Genomic DNA, 16,158 nt, shown 5'->3' with positions numbered 1-16,158 from the left:
TTGCGTATCGCCATGACGGCAACCGACATTCCCACCACCACCGGGATGCCGAACAACGGGTTCGAAGGCCTGCGTTTTCTCGGCTATCCGGTCTTCGAGCCGCTGGTGCAGTGGGACCTCACGCGCAGCGACCGGCCCGCGACCCTCAAGCCCGGATTGGCCGAGCGCTGGGAGCAAATGCCCGAGGACAAGCGGACGTGGCTCTTCCATCTGCGCGACGGCGTCGCATTCCACGACGGCACGCCTTTCAACGCCGATGCGGTGCTGTGGAATCTCGACCGCTACTTCAAGGCCGACAGCCCGCAATACGAGGTGGCCGCCGCCGGCATCACGAGGACGCGGGTGCCGATCATCGCCGGCTATCGCAAGGTCGATGATCGCACGGTTGCGGTCACGACGACCGTCGCGGCCTCGTACTTCCCCCACATGATGGTCGACCTGCTGTTCACCGCGCCGTCCTCGTTCGAGAAGGGCGGCCGCACCTGGGCCGGGACCGCGATGCTGCCGGCCGCCGGGACGGGACCGTTCCGAATCACGCGGGTCAGTCCCCGCGAGGCCATCGATCTAGCGCGGTTCGACGGCTACTGGGACGCCGCTCGCAAGGCGAAGGTCGACCGGATCCGGCTGATGCCGATCCCGGAGGCGAATACCCGGTTCGCCGCCCTGCGCTCGGGACAGGTCGACTGGATTGAGGTTCCGGCCGCCGACGGGATTCCCTCGCTGAAGGCAGCGGGCTTCACCGTCACGACGGGCTCTTACCCGCATGTCTGGCCGTGGTTCTACAACATCGGCGCCAAGGACACCGCCTTCGTCTTGAGCTACCGCCTCCCCCGCGAGGGCTGGCGCGACGGCCCCCGGCACCGCTTCAGGATGCACAGCGCGCCCTGCGCCTGATCCGGAAGCGGGCGGTCGCGTACGGCATCGATCCGAGCCGGATCGGCGTCCTCGGATTCTCGGCCGGCGGCCATCTTCTCGGCCTGGCCGCGACGCGCTGGGCGTTCGCCTTCTATCGCTCGGTCGACGCGACCGATGATCTGCCGGCCCATCCGGTCGCGGTGGCGCTGATCTACCCGATCATCACCCTCGGTCCGCCCCACGACCAGACCTCCACGCGCCTTCAGATGGTCGGCCGATAGCCGGACCGGGAGATGAGCGCGGTCTGGTCGGTCGAGACCCATGTGCGATCCCACGGCCCGCCGGTCTTCCTGGCGCAGGCGCAGGACGACCCGATCTCGGACATCGCCAACACCCGCATCTTGGCCGAGGCGTGCGCACTGGCCGGCATCCGAGCGGAGCCCCATACGCTCGCGCGCGGCGGCCACGGCTTCGGCATGGGGAGGCCGGGGACCCCGAGCGCGCACCGGCCCGTCCGGTACGCGGCTTGGCTCTCCATGGTCGGCGTCCCGGCCTGACGAACGGGCATGGGCCGCCCCGGTCGGAGAAGGACGATGCGTCGCTCGCTTCCACGAACGATGACCGCATGCGCTTCGGTTCTGGTCGCCGGCCAGGCCCGCGCCGACGCACTTCCGCTGCGCCACGGGGCCTCGGGAGTTCCAAGGCCGGGGAGTGCCGGGCCCGCATCGTCCCGCACGAGGGCACCGTTTTCCCGATCGCGCAGAGCTGCCGGCAGTCCGGCGGACCGGACCCGGCGCGCGCGACCATCCGCATCGACGGCCCTGCAGCCGACACCAACTGACCGGTGGACGCGTCGCGAGCGACCGCCCCTGTCCGGGCCTCACGCCCTGATCGCGCCGCGCCCTGCATCACTCGAACCCCGAGGCGCCCCCCAGGGCAGGGCACCGGCGACGGACGCCTCGTTGCCCGTGTCCTCGGCCTCGGGGAGGCCGGCGCCCCGGAGGTCAGCGGATCGGGGCCGGGCCTGCGCGACTGCGAGCTCCGCCGGCCCGTCGACCGTTCGTCGGCCTGAACGACGATTGTTGTCCGATGAGACTCAAATATCGATCGACATCGAGAAATTGATCAGCTCGGCAAGACTATGGGTTCCCGATTTTCGACGAATCGTCGAGATGACGTTTACAACGGTCTTGTACTTCATCGACAACTTTTCAGCGATGGCTTGATAGGAGTTTCCGTCCTTGATCAGCGAGAGGACCTGTCGTTCCCGCTCCGAGAAATTCACGGTCGACGACCGTTCGCTGGTTGCGTTGAGCATGGCCACACGCAGGGCGATGTCGTGATCGAGGTAGCTTTTTCCGTGGCGGACCTGGTCGAAAGCCGCGAGGAACGCCGTGGCCGGCGCATCCTTGAGCACATAGCCGGTCGCTCCGTTCGCCAGAGCACGCGCGATGATCGTCGGATCGTCGTGCATGCTGAAGGCGAGGATCCGGGTCTTGCGCTCCAGGGTCCGGATGCGCTGGATCAAGGACAGTCCGCTCAAGCCCTGATCGCCGAACGTGAGATCGGCAACGACCATGCCCGGGCGTTGCCGGTAGAAGGCCCGATAGGCCTCCACGATGGTCGTCGCCTCGTGGATCGCCGTCATCCCCGCATCCTCCATGAGGGTCCGGAACCCCCTCAGGATCACCGGGTGGTCGTCCGCGATGAGGATGCTCGTCGCGCCGGATGTCATGGGGCGACATCCGGCGCGGCAGGCTGCGCGGCATAGCGTTCGGTGAGGCGGGCAAGGGCCTGCGCGCGGTCCAACCCCTGCTGTCGGCTGTTGTAGTAATGCTGGCACAGCTCGCCGTAGAGCTGCTTGCGATGGGTCGGGGAGGCCGCGCCTTCGAGGCCCTCGAGGAGATCGGTGTAGCTCTCGGGCTCGCCGGCCTCGGCCAGCATCTGTCCGAGCTGTACCGTTCGATTGGCGATCATGCGCGGATCTTCGATGAAGACCTCTTTCGCCCGAGAGAGGCTGTGGCGCAGGTGATCGCTGCGCGCGGCGGCGCGCGCCACGGGCTGGCCGGGTTCGCGCCGCGCAAGCCAAACCGCCGGCTCCATCCCGTCCGTCGGCGAGAGCCATGTCGGGACCTCGGCATCGGACTTCGTGGCCACGACGGCCGTGTCCTGAGCGGGCTCGCCGCCATCGCAGGCCCCCAGAACCAGAAGGAGAGCGAGCGTCGGCGCGGTGCGGAACCTCATCGCTCGTCCTCGGGCACGACCGTGAGGCTGCGGGGGCCGTCGGGCACGGCGATACGGACCGTCTCGCGAAGGCTCCGGAGGTCGACGACGGAGACGGAATCCGAGAACCAGTTGGCGACGTAGGCCTGTTGCCCGGTGATCGCGACGCCCTCCGGATAGCGGCCGACCGGCACGGTCGCGCGCAGCGCGCCGTCCTCCGCATCGAGAACGACGAGATTGCCGCCGCGCTGGTCGGTGACGTAGATCCGGCCGCCATCCGGACTCACGGCGACCCCGTAGGGCATGCCACCCACCGTGAAGGTTGCGACGACCCGGCGCGCGACCGTGTCGATGACGCTCACGTCGCCGCTGCGCACGTTGGCAACGTAGAGACGGTCCCGGGCCGGGTTCAGCGCCAGGGCGAAGGGCCCCGTCCCCACCGCGATCGTGGCTTTCCGCGTCATGGTCCGGGCGTCGACGACGCTGACCTGTCGGCTTTCCCGGTCGGCCACGTAGAGCGTTCCGTTCCGGTCGAGGACGAGGCCGGCCGGTTCGCGGCCGACGGCCACCGCCCCCTCGAGGGCGCCGGTCCTGGCGGATAGGCGCATCACTCGGTGGCCCGCCCAGTCCCCGACATAGAGGTGCGCACCGTCGGGAGAGGTCGCGATCCCGAACGGCTGACCGGGTACCGAATAGGTCTGCCGGATTGATCCGTCGGCGCCACCGACGACCGTGATGGTCCCCGTATCGGGATGGGTGAGATAGAGCCGCCCTTCGGGACCAGCCACGACCTGGGCGGGGCTGCGTCCGACCGGGAGGGGCGCGCCGGCCTCCGTCGCATCGGCCGCCAGGGCGACCAGGGTCCCGGCCCCCTGGCTCGCCACGTACACGGTCCGCGCGGCGGCCGCACCGGGGCCGGGTCCGAGGGCCGGTCCGAGTCCGACGAGCAGCGCGGCCAGGACGAAGCGTCCGGTCACCGGGCCGCCCGTCATGGCGCGGCTTTCCCCTCGACCTTCGCCTTCAGGCCTTTGAGACCCTCCGCGAAGTAGCGATTCATGGCGGTGCGGCCGGCCTCGTCGTTGAGGTCGTCCGGCGGCTCGTTGCCGGTATCCCCCCGATAGAATCGACCGAACCACTCGACCCTGGCGCCATCGCCCTCGGGGGAGACCGTGAGGGTCGCCGAGTAGGACGAGACCGGAAGCGCCTTCAGGTCGGGGTCGGTCAGGCGGTACGAATAGCTCCGCCCGGCGGCGTTCATCTCGTCGAGTCCCTCGTTCAGGGTACCGCCCGCCTTGAGCGTGACCTTCCGCTGGCCCCCGGATGCGTTGCCGCCGCTGCCCTCGCTTCTGGCGACATCCGGGTGCCAGGTCCCGATACCGGCGAACTCGCCGACCACCTTCCAGACGGCATCGGGCTTGGCCGCGATGACGATGCTCTGGTCGACCTTCTGCGGCGTCGGGCCGTGGGCGAGGGCTGCCCCGGAGAGGAGGATCAGGACGAGGGCGGGAACACCGAGACGCATCGATCAGGCCTTTTTCCAAGTCGGGATTCCGCGGGCGCGGAGCAGGGGTGCGAGGAAGGTCGCGAGCAGGAGCAGCAGCGCAGACGCGCCGAGTATGGGGCGCGGGTCGAAGCGGCCCGGGACCGGGCGTGGCGTCGCGGCGCCCTCGAGCGCCGCGCCGAGCCTGGCCGATCCTTCGAGAGGGGCGTAGGTGAGGCCGGTCTCGCCGGCGAGGGTGCGTAGGTAGGCTTCGCGCACCGAGGACAGGTGCTCGGTGCCACGGGCGGCGGCCGCGCCGAAGGGCGCGTTGCGCGGGTTATAGCCCTCGCGGTGCTCGGCATCGGCCGGGGGCGGTCCGAAGCGGTTCTCCTGCTGGACGTCGCCCGCGGCGTAGAAGCCGGTCTCGCGTCCCCGGTCGTCGTAGCGCGGAATCGGCGACAGGCCAGGTGCCCCGGCCCCCACGATGAGGCCCCGCACGGCACCGGGCCTGCCCTCGAAAGACGGTCCGCCACGGCTCGGCAGGGGCGGGGCCTCCTGCCCGTCGGTGATGAACACGAGGTCGGTGCCCAGTTCCTCCGCCATGGCGAGGCTGCGGAACAGCCCGGCGGAGATCCGGCTGTCGCCTTCCCAGGCCATGCGCCAGTCGAGGGCCGCCAGCGCCCCGTCGATGGGCGCGAAGCCCGCGCAGGTCTCGATGGGGGTGAACAGGAGGAAGGGCCGTCGCTCCGTGAAGAGGCCCAAAGCGACCCGCGATCCGCAGGGCAGGCCGGCGACGAGGTCGCGCAAAGCCGCCTTCGCGGTGTCGAGACGACTCGCCGGCATCCCGTCGGCGCCGACGTAGTCGCGGACGTTCATGCTGCCGGTGATGTCGACGATCGCCAGGATGGCGACGCCGTGGCGGGTGAGCGGGAACGGGCGCATCACGAGGGCCAGCGCCACCAGCCCGAGGGCCCCGGCGAGGAGGCGCAGGCGTCCGTCCGTCAGGTTCCGCAGGATCAGGCCGCGGGGCGTCACGGCTCGCCCCGCGGCTGGCCGGGAATGTCGGTCCAGATCGTCTTCGGCTCCGCCGCGAGGGCATCGCCGGATTTGCGATCGAAGTCGGGAAAGTCGCGCAACAGGCGTGACGCCACGTCGAGGTTGAACTTGGCATCCCAGTAGTCCGGACGGCCCTGGAGCGCGCGCCGGTACTCCTGGCGCGCCAGGGTGATGCGGGGTCCGGCCGGGTCGAGGTCGCCGCGCTCCAGGTGGTCGAAGGCCTGTCGCAGATGGGCGTTGGCCAGGGCGAAGCGGGCGCGGGCGGCCCGGTCGCGCGCGCCCTGCGCTTCGAGTGCCGCGATCAGCGGCTCGATCGCCTCCACGGCGCCGCGCCGGGCGAGGTGCTGGACGCGGGCGAGCAGGAGGGACGGAGCGGCATCGACCGGAACCGCGACGTCCCGGCCCGCGGCGAGAGCCTGGATCGTGGCAGTGTCGCGGGCGATCCGCCAGGCGCCGGAGGCACAGCCCAGGGCGGCGCCGAGGAGCAGGATCGGCAACAGGATGAGGAGGCGCGGCCGGGCCCGCCGCCATCCCACGCGCAGGCCCGTGCCACGCGACCGGGCTCGGTCGGTGGCCGAACGGGGCGCCGTACGCCCGGGCCGGATCACGGTCGTCGTCATGCGGCGCGCCTCGCGGGGTCGGACGCGGTGGCCCGGGACCGGGCGGCCGAGAGGCCGCTCCGGGACAGATCCGCCTCTCCGAGCTTGGCCGCGACGAGGATCACGAGCCCGACAAGGCTGGCGGCATAGGCGAGCCCGGCGTGGTCCCGGCGCGGGCGCTGCTCGGTGTAGGGGATCGGATCGCGCTCCAGCCGCTCGATCTGGGCGATCGCCTCGGCCACCGCCTCCGCTCCCTCGGCCTCGAAGGCGCGGTAGGGTGTCCGCAAGCTCCGGAAGAACAGGTCGAGGTGGCGCTCGGGCGCCGCCTGCGGGGTGTCCTCGCCCGCCGGCCGGTCGGCGATGGAGGGAGAGCCCTTCGTGCGCAGGAAGAGCCAGTACAGGTTCGGCCGCAGGCGGGTGAACGCGGCGCGCAGCGTGTCCTGCACGCGCGGATCGATCACGGCCGCTCCGTCCGAGACGAGGAGGAGCGCTCGGGACGTGGTGGGGCTCGCGGGCCCGAACTGGGCCAGACCCATGGCGAGGCCCCGCGCGATGTTGGTGTAGTCGAGGCCGGGCCGGTCGATCGCCGCGATGGCGGCCCGGACCGCCGCATGCCGGTCGGTCATGGGGACCACCAGCATGGGGGCCGTCGAGAAGGCCGTGACGGCGAACTGATCGTGCGCCCGACTCCCCACGAAGGCGGCGAGCAGCCGCCGGGAGGCGGCGGCCTTCGATTCCTCGAGGCCGGAGGGCTGCCGCCCGGCGAAGGTCTCGTTCATGCTGCCGGAGCGGTCGATCAGGATCGAGACCTGGGCGCCGATCCCGGTGCGCGTCAGGGTCTCGCCCCGACTATAGGGGCCGGCCAGGGCCAGGATCAGGCCCGCGACGGCGACGATCCCGGCGGTGCGCAGGAGGGCGCCGATCGCCCGCGACGGGCCGTCGGCCGGGGCCGCCGCGATGGCGGCCACGGGAACCCTGCGCTGGGCCGAGGCCAGGAGCGGCAGCAGGGCGAGGGGCAGGAGCCAGAGCAGGGCCGGATGGTCGGCGGAGAGGCGGGCGAGCGCATCGATCATGCGGCGCGCTCCGCGTGGGCGAGGCGCCGCGCGAGGGCGGCGAGGGCGGGGAGGTCGAGCACGGCGAGGCCGTCCTCCGGGCCGGGCCCGAAGAAGGTCCGGCGGGACGCCTCGAAGAACCGGGCGAGGTCCGGCCCCTCGGTCGCGTAGGCCGGGTGGGTCTTCAGGAAATCACCGCGATCGTCGGCGAACAGCCGGCGGCCGGCCACCGTGTCGAGGGCGTCGTGGAGCGCCAGCAGCGCGTCGCGGTGGTGGAGCATCGGGTCCGGTCGGCGCGCCAGGGCGCGGATCCGACGGGCCGCGCGGCCGAAGGGACGGCCGCGCCGGGCCCGGAACGGCCACCAGCTCCGGTCCCGGGCGAGGCCCGCCAGCGCCAGGAGGGCGAGGCTGGCCGAGCCGGCGGCACCGAGGAGCAGGGGCCGCGGATCGCCGGGGCCGACCTGCCCGTCGGGTCGCATGTAGTCGCGGGGGTCGTCCCGGGCGGGCGGCTGGACTTCGCGCAGCGGCGAGACGTTGAACGACCAGGCCGGCACCTCGGCCTTCACGGTGGTGGCGCCGTGATCGCTCTCGCTCACGAAGGTGACGGTGAAGCCCGGAATCTCCAGGGCCCGGGCATCGAGGGCGGCGTAGAAGGTCTGGTAGGTGAGGGCGAGGCGCACGCGCCGGGCGTCGCCGTATACCGACGCGGTCGCGTCGAGGTCGCGCAGGTCGAGCCAGTAGGTGAGCGCCCCCGGCTGCGGCAGCGACGCGGCCTGGAGCCGGAAGCCCGGCTCGACCACGAGGTCGACCTCGGCCCGGACGAGGTCCCCGAGGAAGTACCCGAAGGGGCGCGGCGTGCGGATCTCGACGGAGCGGACCTGGGCCCCGGCCGGGCCCGACAGGAGGAGGCCGGCGAGGAGGGGGGCGAGGAAGCGGATGCGCATGAGCCGCCTCAGGCGCCGAGGAGGTGGCGGCTGACCGCGTCGGGATCGAAGCGGCCGGCGAGGCGGAAGGGCGGGCGGCCATGAGCCGTCGCGAGGCGCCGGAGGGTCTCGATCCGGGCGGCCTCGCGGGCGATCCAGCGCCGGCGCAGGGCGGGGCGCATGAAGACCAGCCGGCGCCCGGCGCCTTCGAGATCGTCGAGTTCGAGCAGCCCCCAGTCCGGCAGGCCCTCCGCCTCGGCGGCGTCGCCGAGGAGCACCGGGACGAGGTCGTGCCGGCTCAGGGCCGCGAAGACCTCGGCGATCTGCGCCTCCGGCCAGCGGAAGTCGGAGAGCAGGAACACGATCTTCGGGCGCCCGGCGAGGCGGCGGGCCGCCGCCGCCATGCCTCCGGCGCCCCGGCCGGAACAGGCGGCGGCCGCGAGGCGCCGCGCCACCTCGGCGGCCCGGGTGGGCGCGCGGCTGGGCGCCAGGAACACGTCGTCCCGCAGGTCCTCGTCGCAGCCGATGAGGCCGAAGGGATCGCCGATCCGGGTGGCCGAGGCGGCGAGGCCGGTGCAGAAGGCGCAGGCCAGGGCCATGCGGTCGGCCGCTCCGGCAAAGCGCATGGAGGCCGAGAGGTCGAGGAGCGCCCAGACCTCGATCGGGGTCCGCGCCTCGAAGCGGCGCACGACGGTGCCCTCGAAGGGGTCGCGCAGGGTGGCGCGGACGTCGATGCGCCGGGCATCGGGCATCCGCAGGAACGGCACCTGATCGCGGAACGTGCCGAGGCCGCCGGCCTCGCGGCCGCGATGGGCGCCGGGGCGGGTCCCGGGCAGGCGCCCGCGCGGGCGGTAGACGATGTCGGGTTGCGCCGTCTCCGTCATGGCGCCGGCACGGTCTCGAACACGGCCCGGCAGAGGTCGGGCATGATGGCGGCCCGGCGCAGTTCGTAGATCGGCTCCAGGAAGACCCGGTGGGCCATGACCTCGGGGAAGACCGCCCGGACGTCCTCCGGCACCATCCAGTCGCGGCCCTCCAGCCAGGCGCGGACGCGGGCGGCGCGGACCAGGAAGGCGACGCCGCGGGGGGAGGCCCCGCCCTGGACCAGGGCCTCCATGTCGAGGCCGGGCAGGCGGATGCCGGCCTCCCCCGGCCGCACCAGCGCGGCCCAGAGCCCGATCACGTAGGCCTCGATGGCCGGGCTCGCCTGGATGCCGTGCTGGATCGCGGCGGCGATGCCCGGGAGGGCGGCGTGGTCGAGGACGCCGCCGTCGAGGCCGGCGATCAGCGCATCGGTGTCGTGGAAGCGGGGATCGAAGACCAGGGCGCGCCGGCTCGCGGCGTCCTGGGGCGCCTCCAGCCCGATCTCCATGAGGAAGCGGTCGCGGGCGGCGGCGGGCAGTTCGAAGGTCTCCTCCCGCTCGACCCGGTTGCGGTCGGCGAAGACCTGGAGGTTGGGAAACCGGTACTCGCGGTCGAAGGCCGTGAGCGTGCGCTCGGCCATCAGGCGCAGGAGCAGGGCGTGGACCTGGGGCCGGGCCCGGTTGATCTCGTTGAAGAAGAAGACCGACAGGTCCTCGGATTGCCGCAGCACCGGCCCCGGCTCGACCCGGGGGCGGCCGTCCTCGGCGAGGTAGGTGTGGTAGACGAGGTCGGTGGGCATCATGTCGACGGTGCCCTCGACGCGCGCGTAGGCGCCGCCGACCGCCCGCGCCACGGCGCGCAGCAGGGTCGTCTTGCCGACGCCGACATCGCCCTCCAGCAGCACGTGGCCGCGGGCGAAGAGCGCGATGGTGAGGAGCCGGATCGCCCGGGCCTGTCCGAGCACGGCCGCGCCCACCGTCGCCTCGAAGCGGGTGGCCGCCGCGCGCCAGTCGGTGAGCATCGCATCGCCGGAGCGGACCTGGTTCATCATGCTCAGCCTTGAGGAAACGGAGACCCGGGGGACCGGAAGGCCCGGCGCCACCGACGGCCGCGACCCGGGACGGAGCGTCCGGAGGTCGCCCCGCCGGGTCGCGGCGCCATCGGGGCGCGCCCGCCGCGCGGCGGGCGACCCCGATCCGCCAGGATCAGGACGGCGGGATCAGTTCGACGACAGCTTCGTGACGTCGTACTCGAACTTGCCGGTCTTCTTGGCGGCCTCGATGCGCTTCTTGTTGCGCTCTTCCATCGCCCTGATCGACTCGGACTGCTTGTTGAGTTCCTTGGGGTCGTGCTTCGGGTCGTACTTCGTGCCGGCGATCTTCTCGGGGAAGCCGGGCTTCGGCTCCCAGCAATTACCGGCCGCCTTGCACTTGGTGCCGTCATAGGCCATCGCCGGAACCGCGAGCAGCGCGCCCGCACCGATCGCCAGGGCTGTGATGAAAGTCCGCATGGTCGTCTCCTCTGTTGATCGTTCTTGTCTGTGGATCGGCGTCGCGGCTCGCGCGCGGTGGTGCCTCACGGATGGCGCCGTGACTTCCTCGGGCGTCAGTCTTCCAGCGGCGGGCACTGGCCCTTGACGTCCTTGGGGAAGGTCTCGCCCTGCTTGTAGGGCGTGTAATTCTTCTTCTGCGCGTCGTTGAGCCAAACGGCGTCCTGGACCGGACCGGTATAGAGGTGCCGGATCCAGGCGATGACCTGGAGCATCTCGTCGGGGGTCAGGTTCTCGTTGTGCGGGCCCATCATGCCGTTGGCGCCGCCGAAGATCGTGGCGAACAGGCCGGTGTCCTCGGTGTTCGAGGGATAGGTCCAGTAGTTGTCGTTGAGGCCCGGCCCGAGCTTGCCCTCGGCCAGGTGGCCGTGACAGCCGGAACACGAGGTCGCGAAGAGGGACTCGCCGTTGCGCAGGCAGGACTTGTCGTCGATGTAGCTGTTCTTGCCCGTCTGGAAGAACTGCTTCACCGCCGGGGTGTCGCGGCCGCCCGCCTTGCCTTCGGCGACGTCGAGCTGCTCGCCCGTGACCGTGTTGCGGAAGACGAAGCCGGTCTGGGGGCCGGCGGCGGGCTGCGCCAGGGCGGCGACGCCACCGAGGACGGCGGCGAGGCTGAAACAGATGGCCAGGATGCCATGGGAATCACGCATGAATTCGACCTGATGACGCCGGACGGCTGACCGGCCGGGCGGAGCTGGACCGGGCGCCCATCGGGGCGCCGGCGAGGGGTTTGGGGCGGAGCCCGGCGCGCCCGCGTCGGGCTCCGCTTCGGAAGCGGGGATGTCGGACCGGGGCCGCGCGGGGCGGAACCGGATCAGTTGGTGACGGGGACCAGGGGCACGCCGTCCTGCTTCAGGATCGCCTCGATCTTCGGCTTCGCCTTGACGATGGCCGCATCGAGGGCGGCCTTCAGGGCGGTGTCGTCCCGGCGCACGCCCATGGACTGGTCGAAGCTCTGCGGCATCTTGCGGCCGTCGCTGCGGGTGGTGTCGTCGGGCACCAGGGTCATGCGCAGGGGCTGGGCCGAGTCCTTCACGTAGCGGGCGACGTCCGGGCCGAAGGCGACCGCCACGTCGGCCTTGCCGGTGGCGACCTCGCTGATCATCCGGGCCGGATCGATCTGCGTGTAGGTGTTGCGGGCGGCGCGGAAGTTCACCAGCGAGTAGAGGTAGGCCATGTCCTCCTCGTAGCGGCCGATATCCTTCAGCATGACCTCGCCGGGCGTGCCGAAGCCGACCACCATGTGGTCGACGGTCTTGAGCCGCGGGTCGGCCCAGGACTTCACGTCGAGGTCGCGGTCGGCGCGGGTCACGAACACGTAGCCGCTTCGGTAATAGGGCTTCGTGGTCAGCACGCGCTGGTCGTCGCTGTCGAGGCCCACGACCACGTCGCAGAGCTTCTTGTCGAGGCTGTCGCGCACCAGGTAGATCGCCGCCTTGTCCGACCAGACGAACTCGGCCTTGCGCCCCATGGCGTCGGCGATCGCCGCGGCGATGCGGTTCTCGAGGCCGCTGCCGTCCTTCAGCGAGAGCGGCGGCTGGTTCGCGGCGCAGACCCGCAGGGTCCTGTCGTCGGGGGCGGATTTCGTGTCGCCTTGCGCGAGCGCGGCCCCGCCGAGGGCGAGAAGAACCGCAGCGGACAGGCATCCTGCGGCGAAGGAGCATCCTGTGGCGAAGGACATGGGAGCGTTTCCGTTGTTCTCGTTGGTCGGAGTCTTGTGGGACCGGGACGCGGCTCCCCGGCCCGTTGCGGCAGGGCGATCACAGATGAGGCACACCGTCATTCCGGGTCGCCGACGGCGAGCCCGGAATCCAGAGCCGCCGACAGGCAGATCGCGGATGCGATCACCCAACTCGCGCGGGGAGGCGTTGGCGGTGGGGGTGGCCGGAGGCCCCGCGACGGACGAAGGCCAGCGGAGCCACCCCCACCCCTGACCCCTCCCCACAGGGGGGAGGGGGACACGCGCACGCTGCGGGCGCGGCCTCGTCGTGCCGCCTACTTCGCGGCCGCCGTCTGGTACTCGCCGACGTTCGGGTCGTCGTAGGGGCCCTTGCCGCCCAGCGAGAACACCATCACGCCGCCGCCCATCTGGGTGTAGTTGGCGAGCTTCTTGAAGGCGCCCACCGCGCCGAGGCCGGCGGTCGGGTCCTGCAGGTCGAAGACCAGGCCGACGCCCGGCCAGCCGCCGACGCCGTAGTAGATCGCCACGTACTGCTCACCCTTGTGGGTGTAGGTGATCGGGTAGCCGATGGCGCCGGAGGGCATCTTGAACTTCCAGAGGAGGTCTCCGGTGTCCGAGTTGCGCGCCTTGATGTAGCCGTCGAGGGTTCCGTAGAACACCAGCCCGCCGGCGGTGGCCGTCGTGCCGCCCCAGACCGCGAAGCGCTCCATCTTCTCCCACTGGAACGCGCCCGTGATGGCGTTGTAGCTCTTGATCTGGCCGAGGCCCTCGTAGTTCTGCCGGTCGCCCTTCGGACCCGGATACATGTTCAGCGTCGCGCCGACGAAGAACTGACCCGCGCGGTAGGGCAGCATGAAGGGCTCCCAATCCATGCAGATGTGGTTGATGCCCATGAAGAACGCCTTGCGCTCCGGATCGTAGGAATCGTGGCCCTGGTTGTGGTAGCCCATCGCCGAGGGACAGATGTCCTTGCCGAGATGGTCCATCCGGGTGCCGTATTCCGGGTCGCGCACCGGCTGGCCGGTCTTCAGGTCCACCGACTTGAAGACGTTGACGGTGTCGTCGATCTTGTTGGCCGAGACCAGCGAACCGTCCGTGCGGTCCAGGGTGTAGACGATGCCGTTCCGGTCCGGATGGGTCAGGAGCTTGCGGTCCTTGCCGTCCTTGTCCTTCTGGTTGGAGAGCATCATCACGTTGACGCCCGCGTAGTCCCACTCGTCGTGCGGGGTCTTCTGGTAGCCGAACTTGGCCTCGCCCGTGTCGACGTCGCGGCCGAAGATCGTCATCGTCCACTTGTTGTCGCCCGGACGCATGGTCTCGTTCCAGGGCGCCGGGTTGCCGGTGCCGAAGTAGATCAGGTTGGTGCCGGGATCGTAGGCGTACCAGCCCCAGTTCGTGCCGCCGCCGATCTTCCAGGCATCGCCCTCCCAGGTGGAGGTGCCGAGCCCCTTCTGGCCGTAATGGGCGTTGCGGATGTTGAAGTCGTCGGCCAGCAGCAGGTCCTTGTCCGGGCCGGTGGCGTAGGCGCGCCAGACCTGGGCGCCGGTCTTCACGTCGTAGGCGGTGAGGTAGCCGCGCACGCCGAGCTCGGCGCCGGAGGAGCCGATGATGACCTTGTCCTTGACCACGTAGGGCGCGATCGTCAGCGTCGAGCCGACCTTGATGTCGGAGTTCTCGACCTTCCAGACCGTCTCGCCGGTCTCGGCGTTGAGGGCCATGACGTTGCCGTCGAGGAGCGTCTTGAGGATGAGCGCCGGGGTCTTGCCGTCGCCGGGCCAGTAGGCGAGGCCGCGGTTCACGAGATCGCAGCAGGCCACCGCGCGGGCGGCCGGGTTCTGCTTGGGCTTGTCCTGCCAGAGGATCCTGCCCGGATCGTCGAGCCCCAGCGCGAAGGTGTTGTTGGGGAAGGAGGTGTGGACGTACATCTTTCCGTCCACCACCACCGGGGCGCCCTCGTGGCCGTTGAGCAGGCCGGTGGAGAACGTCCAGGACACCTTCAGGTCCTTCACGTTGCTGGTGTTGATCTGCTTGAGCGGGCTGTAATTGTCCGAGTCGTAGTTCTTGCCGGGCATCACCCAGTTGGCGTCGTCCTTCGCCATCTCGACGAGCTTGTCGTTCGCGGCGGCCATGCTCGGCAGACCCATCGGCGCCAGGGCGCCCAGCGCCATCACCGAGACCGAAGCCAGAAACCTGTTCATCCCAACGTCTCCTACCCTGATGGCCGCGTCCGTCGACCGTCCGGTCCGGCACAGCCTTTGATTTCGCCGGATCAGGACAAGCTCCTGTATTGATCCCAGGAGCCCGTCGCATTCATAAGACTATCTTGAGATATAGATCTTCTTATGAAAGTTTTATTACTGATCGGCTGGCTATTCATAAAAGCATTTGTCTTTCCCGCTGTCTGCGGCCAGTTGGCACTTTTTTATCGGGATCAATCGGCAATCATTCGGTTGAAATCCGGTATTGAGAAAGCTTTGATCCGGCAATCCGATGAATTTCGGCAAGACAATTGACACGGCCTCCCCAGTGGAATGATGGTGCCGCCCATCGGTAGGCTTGGGCGCCCAGAGAGAGACTTGCGATGATGATCCGCCGTCTTAGTATATTATTATGTTGTGCTGTCGGCGCGGCGTCGACCGCCGAGGCCGCGCGCCTGACGCTCGACGATCCGGTGGCGATCTGGTCGCGCACCCCGACCGCCGACCGGGTCGATTTCGCGACCCGGATGGGCAAGGCGTTCTCGAGCCTCTCGCCCCAGCTCGACCGGGACTACTTCGTCCGCTGCCTCGAAGAGACGGCCAACATCGGCAATCCGCGCGAGACCAAGCTGGAGCAGGCGGTGAAGATCTGCGTCTCCGTCCACCAGACCTCCGACGAGTAGGCGCTTGGGCCAGGTACCCTTAGGTCAGGGGAGCGGCGGACCGGTGCGGTCGGGTCGGGCCCGACTCACGCGGACCCGGGTCCCAGGGGGCAGGGCGCTCTGGCGCCTCGCGCTCGCCGGTGCCGGGCTCGTGGGCGCCGGGCTCCTGCACCTCGGCGGGAGCGGTGCGGGTCGGGCGGAGGGTCCGCAGCGATGGGCGGCGCTCTATCCGCAGGACGACCGGCGCGAACTGGCGGGGGCGGACTACGCCCGCTATCCCGGCGCCGGCGTGCTCTACTGCCGGTCGGACGGCATTCCCCGGAAGGCGGCCGCCGCCTGGCTGATCGGCAGCCCGCGCCTCGTGGTCCTGAACGCCCACAACTTCCGCAGCCGGCACCTGGAGCCCACGCGCGACGTCGCCGACTGCTTCTTCCAGATCGGGGGCCGGAACTACGCCTTCGCCCCGGGGACCCTGCGCCTCGGCACCGTGCCGGGGGCGATGTCGCTCCACATCACGGACGACTGGGCCCTGGTCGAGCTGGCGGAGCCGGCCGAGGGCGTGCGCCCGCAGCCGGTGCCGGCCTTCCCCGACCTGCCGACCGGGTCCGTGCCGGTCCCGGTCGTCATGGTCTCCCCCGGCGGCCACGCGAACTATCCCGGCCAGAGCAGCCTCGAGCCCTGCACGATCCACCGGATCGACCCGCCGAGCGAGGACGCGATCCGGCGCGTCCGGCACGATTGCAACAACGGCTATGGCGGCTCCGGTTCGGGCCTGTTCGACGCCGAGGGCCGCCTCCTCGCCCTGCACAGCGCCTCCCTGTCCATGAACTCGCGCCGGGCCTTCGACATCGAGTACCATTACGGCTCGGCCCTGCTGTTCGAGGGCGGGCTCACGGATGCCATCCGGGCGCGCCTCGCCGCCGATCCGACGGTCCGCTGACCGGCGGGCGGAGCGGAGGGCGCGGCGGCCGTTGAGGTCGCGTTCCGCGCCGGCACCGGTTTCTTCCCGCACCGCC

The 16,158-nt window shown here is 70.7% G+C and carries 19 protein-coding genes; 5 read left to right on the top strand and 14 right to left on the bottom strand.

Features of this window, described 5'->3' with window-relative positions; translation table 11 throughout:
* The first annotated feature begins 12 nt into the window (after positions 1 to 12).
* The 3 genes from ASG51_RS24895 to ASG51_RS24885 are packed head-to-tail and all read left to right on the top strand — an operon-like array spanning position 13 to position 1,412.
* Entirely contained in the window at positions 13 to 894 is an 882-nt protein-coding gene (locus tag ASG51_RS24895) for an ABC transporter substrate-binding protein (protein ID WP_244480056.1), read from the top strand.
* Complete coding sequence (locus ASG51_RS24890; RefSeq protein WP_244480059.1) at positions 840 to 1,136, top strand: alpha/beta hydrolase fold domain-containing protein; 297 nt, start codon at positions 840 to 842, stop codon at positions 1,134 to 1,136. Before ASG51_RS24895 ends, ASG51_RS24890 begins: the two co-directional genes overlap by 55 nt.
* Positions 1,137 to 1,148: 12 nt before the next feature.
* On the top strand, positions 1,149 to 1,412 hold the full coding sequence (locus ASG51_RS24885; protein ID WP_056379306.1) for a hypothetical protein: 264 nt from the start codon (positions 1,149 to 1,151) through the stop codon (positions 1,410 to 1,412).
* A 539-nt stretch (positions 1,413 to 1,951) separates the two neighbouring features.
* Here the strand turns inward: ASG51_RS24885 and ASG51_RS04250 are convergent.
* From ASG51_RS04250 to ASG51_RS04185, 14 genes are all read right to left on the bottom strand, one after another.
* Positions 1,952 to 2,590, bottom strand: a complete 639-nt coding sequence (locus ASG51_RS04250; RefSeq protein ID WP_056349124.1) for a response regulator transcription factor — start codon at positions 2,588 to 2,590, stop codon at positions 1,952 to 1,954.
* Positions 2,587 to 3,099, bottom strand: a complete 513-nt coding sequence (locus ASG51_RS04245) for a hypothetical protein (RefSeq protein WP_056379304.1) — start codon at positions 3,097 to 3,099, stop codon at positions 2,587 to 2,589. Before ASG51_RS04245 ends, ASG51_RS04250 begins: the two co-directional genes overlap by 4 nt.
* Positions 3,096 to 4,070 (bottom strand): cytochrome D1 domain-containing protein, encoded by a 975-nt coding sequence (locus tag ASG51_RS04240; protein ID WP_056379302.1) that lies wholly within the window; start codon positions 4,068 to 4,070, stop codon positions 3,096 to 3,098. Before ASG51_RS04240 ends, ASG51_RS04245 begins: the two co-directional genes overlap by 4 nt.
* Entirely contained in the window at positions 4,067 to 4,600 is a 534-nt protein-coding gene (locus ASG51_RS04235; RefSeq protein WP_056379300.1) for an SRPBCC family protein, read from the bottom strand. The genes ASG51_RS04240 and ASG51_RS04235 overlap by 4 nt, the downstream gene beginning before the upstream one ends.
* 3 nt (positions 4,601 to 4,603) lie before the next feature.
* On the bottom strand, positions 4,604 to 5,593 hold the full coding sequence (locus ASG51_RS04230; RefSeq protein ID WP_056217657.1) for a VWA domain-containing protein: 990 nt from the start codon (positions 5,591 to 5,593) through the stop codon (positions 4,604 to 4,606).
* A complete protein-coding gene (locus tag ASG51_RS04225; protein WP_244476290.1) occupies positions 5,590 to 6,234 on the bottom strand; it encodes an MxaK protein in 645 nt (214 codons plus the stop codon). The genes ASG51_RS04230 and ASG51_RS04225 overlap by 4 nt, the downstream gene beginning before the upstream one ends.
* Positions 6,231 to 7,286, bottom strand: a complete 1,056-nt coding sequence (locus ASG51_RS04220) for a vWA domain-containing protein (RefSeq protein ID WP_056379298.1) — start codon at positions 7,284 to 7,286, stop codon at positions 6,231 to 6,233. Before ASG51_RS04220 ends, ASG51_RS04225 begins: the two co-directional genes overlap by 4 nt.
* A complete protein-coding gene (locus tag ASG51_RS04215) occupies positions 7,283 to 8,209 on the bottom strand; it encodes a hypothetical protein (RefSeq protein WP_056217652.1) in 927 nt (308 codons plus the stop codon). The genes ASG51_RS04220 and ASG51_RS04215 overlap by 4 nt, the downstream gene beginning before the upstream one ends.
* 8 nt (positions 8,210 to 8,217) lie before the next feature.
* Complete coding sequence (locus tag ASG51_RS04210; protein ID WP_056217650.1) at positions 8,218 to 9,072, bottom strand: DUF58 domain-containing protein; 855 nt, start codon at positions 9,070 to 9,072, stop codon at positions 8,218 to 8,220.
* Positions 9,069 to 10,100, bottom strand: coding sequence for a MoxR family ATPase (locus ASG51_RS04205; RefSeq protein WP_056379350.1), 1,032 nt, complete (start codon positions 10,098 to 10,100; stop codon positions 9,069 to 9,071). The genes ASG51_RS04210 and ASG51_RS04205 overlap by 4 nt, the downstream gene beginning before the upstream one ends.
* Positions 10,101 to 10,271: 171 nt before the next feature.
* Positions 10,272 to 10,562, bottom strand: a complete 291-nt coding sequence (locus ASG51_RS04200) for a methanol dehydrogenase [cytochrome c] subunit (RefSeq protein ID WP_056349100.1) — start codon at positions 10,560 to 10,562, stop codon at positions 10,272 to 10,274.
* A 95-nt stretch (positions 10,563 to 10,657) separates the two neighbouring features.
* Positions 10,658 to 11,251, bottom strand: a complete 594-nt coding sequence (moxG, locus tag ASG51_RS04195) for a cytochrome c(L), periplasmic (protein WP_056217638.1) — start codon at positions 11,249 to 11,251, stop codon at positions 10,658 to 10,660.
* Positions 11,252 to 11,415: 164 nt separating this feature from the next.
* The gene (gene moxJ / locus ASG51_RS04190) at positions 11,416 to 12,282 is read right to left on the bottom strand and encodes a methanol oxidation system protein MoxJ (protein WP_056270035.1); all 867 of its coding nucleotides are present in this window, start codon (positions 12,280 to 12,282) and stop codon (positions 11,416 to 11,418) included.
* A gap of 314 nt (positions 12,283 to 12,596) precedes the next feature.
* A complete protein-coding gene (locus ASG51_RS04185; RefSeq protein ID WP_056215682.1) occupies positions 12,597 to 14,480 on the bottom strand; it encodes a methanol/ethanol family PQQ-dependent dehydrogenase in 1,884 nt (627 codons plus the stop codon).
* Between the two features lie 383 nt (positions 14,481 to 14,863).
* Here ASG51_RS04185 and ASG51_RS04180 point away from each other — a divergent pair, with 383 nt between their 5' ends.
* Positions 14,864 to 15,163 carry a hypothetical protein gene (locus ASG51_RS04180; RefSeq protein ID WP_244480055.1) on the top strand — a complete coding sequence of 100 codons (300 nt, stop codon included), beginning with the start codon at positions 14,864 to 14,866 and terminating at the stop codon, positions 15,161 to 15,163.
* 145 nt (positions 15,164 to 15,308) lie between these two features.
* Positions 15,309 to 16,082, top strand: a complete 774-nt coding sequence (locus ASG51_RS04175; protein ID WP_244476297.1) for a trypsin-like peptidase domain-containing protein — start codon at positions 15,309 to 15,311, stop codon at positions 16,080 to 16,082.
* The last annotated feature ends 76 nt before the right edge of the window (positions 16,083 to 16,158 follow it).

Origin of the sequence: Methylobacterium sp. Leaf465 (assembly GCF_001424705.1) — a bacterium.
Classification (GTDB): Bacteria; Pseudomonadota; Alphaproteobacteria; order Rhizobiales; family Beijerinckiaceae; genus Methylobacterium.
This window is presented reverse-complemented; position numbering and strand designations above follow the sequence as displayed.

Coding starts and splice junctions, on each gene's coding strand:
- ASG51_RS04240 (WP_056379302.1), bottom strand. CDS start 4,070: ATGACGGGCGGCCCGGTGACCGGACGCTTCGTCCTGGCCGCGCTGCTC.
- ASG51_RS04180 (WP_244480055.1), top strand. CDS start 14,864: ATGATGATCCGCCGTCTTAGTATATTATTATGTTGTGCTGTCGGCGCG.
- moxG (WP_056217638.1), bottom strand. CDS start 11,251: ATGCGTGATTCCCATGGCATCCTGGCCATCTGTTTCAGCCTCGCCGCC.
- ASG51_RS04200 (WP_056349100.1), bottom strand. CDS start 10,562: ATGCGGACTTTCATCACAGCCCTGGCGATCGGTGCGGGCGCGCTGCTC.
- ASG51_RS24885 (WP_056379306.1), top strand. CDS start 1,149: ATGAGCGCGGTCTGGTCGGTCGAGACCCATGTGCGATCCCACGGCCCG.
- ASG51_RS24895 (WP_244480056.1), top strand. CDS start 13: ATGACGGCAACCGACATTCCCACCACCACCGGGATGCCGAACAACGGG.
- ASG51_RS04220 (WP_056379298.1), bottom strand. CDS start 7,286: ATGATCGATGCGCTCGCCCGCCTCTCCGCCGACCATCCGGCCCTGCTC.
- moxJ (WP_056270035.1), bottom strand. CDS start 12,282: ATGTCCTTCGCCACAGGATGCTCCTTCGCCGCAGGATGCCTGTCCGCT.
- ASG51_RS04225 (WP_244476290.1), bottom strand. CDS start 6,234: ATGACGACGACCGTGATCCGGCCCGGGCGTACGGCGCCCCGTTCGGCC.
- ASG51_RS04205 (WP_056379350.1), bottom strand. CDS start 10,100: ATGAACCAGGTCCGCTCCGGCGATGCGATGCTCACCGACTGGCGCGCG.
- ASG51_RS04250 (WP_056349124.1), bottom strand. CDS start 2,590: ATGACATCCGGCGCGACGAGCATCCTCATCGCGGACGACCACCCGGTG.
- ASG51_RS04210 (WP_056217650.1), bottom strand. CDS start 9,072: ATGACGGAGACGGCGCAACCCGACATCGTCTACCGCCCGCGCGGGCGC.
- ASG51_RS04235 (WP_056379300.1), bottom strand. CDS start 4,600: ATGCGTCTCGGTGTTCCCGCCCTCGTCCTGATCCTCCTCTCCGGGGCA.
- ASG51_RS04185 (WP_056215682.1), bottom strand. CDS start 14,480: ATGAACAGGTTTCTGGCTTCGGTCTCGGTGATGGCGCTGGGCGCCCTG.
- ASG51_RS04215 (WP_056217652.1), bottom strand. CDS start 8,209: ATGCGCATCCGCTTCCTCGCCCCCCTCCTCGCCGGCCTCCTCCTGTCG.
- ASG51_RS04245 (WP_056379304.1), bottom strand. CDS start 3,099: ATGAGGTTCCGCACCGCGCCGACGCTCGCTCTCCTTCTGGTTCTGGGG.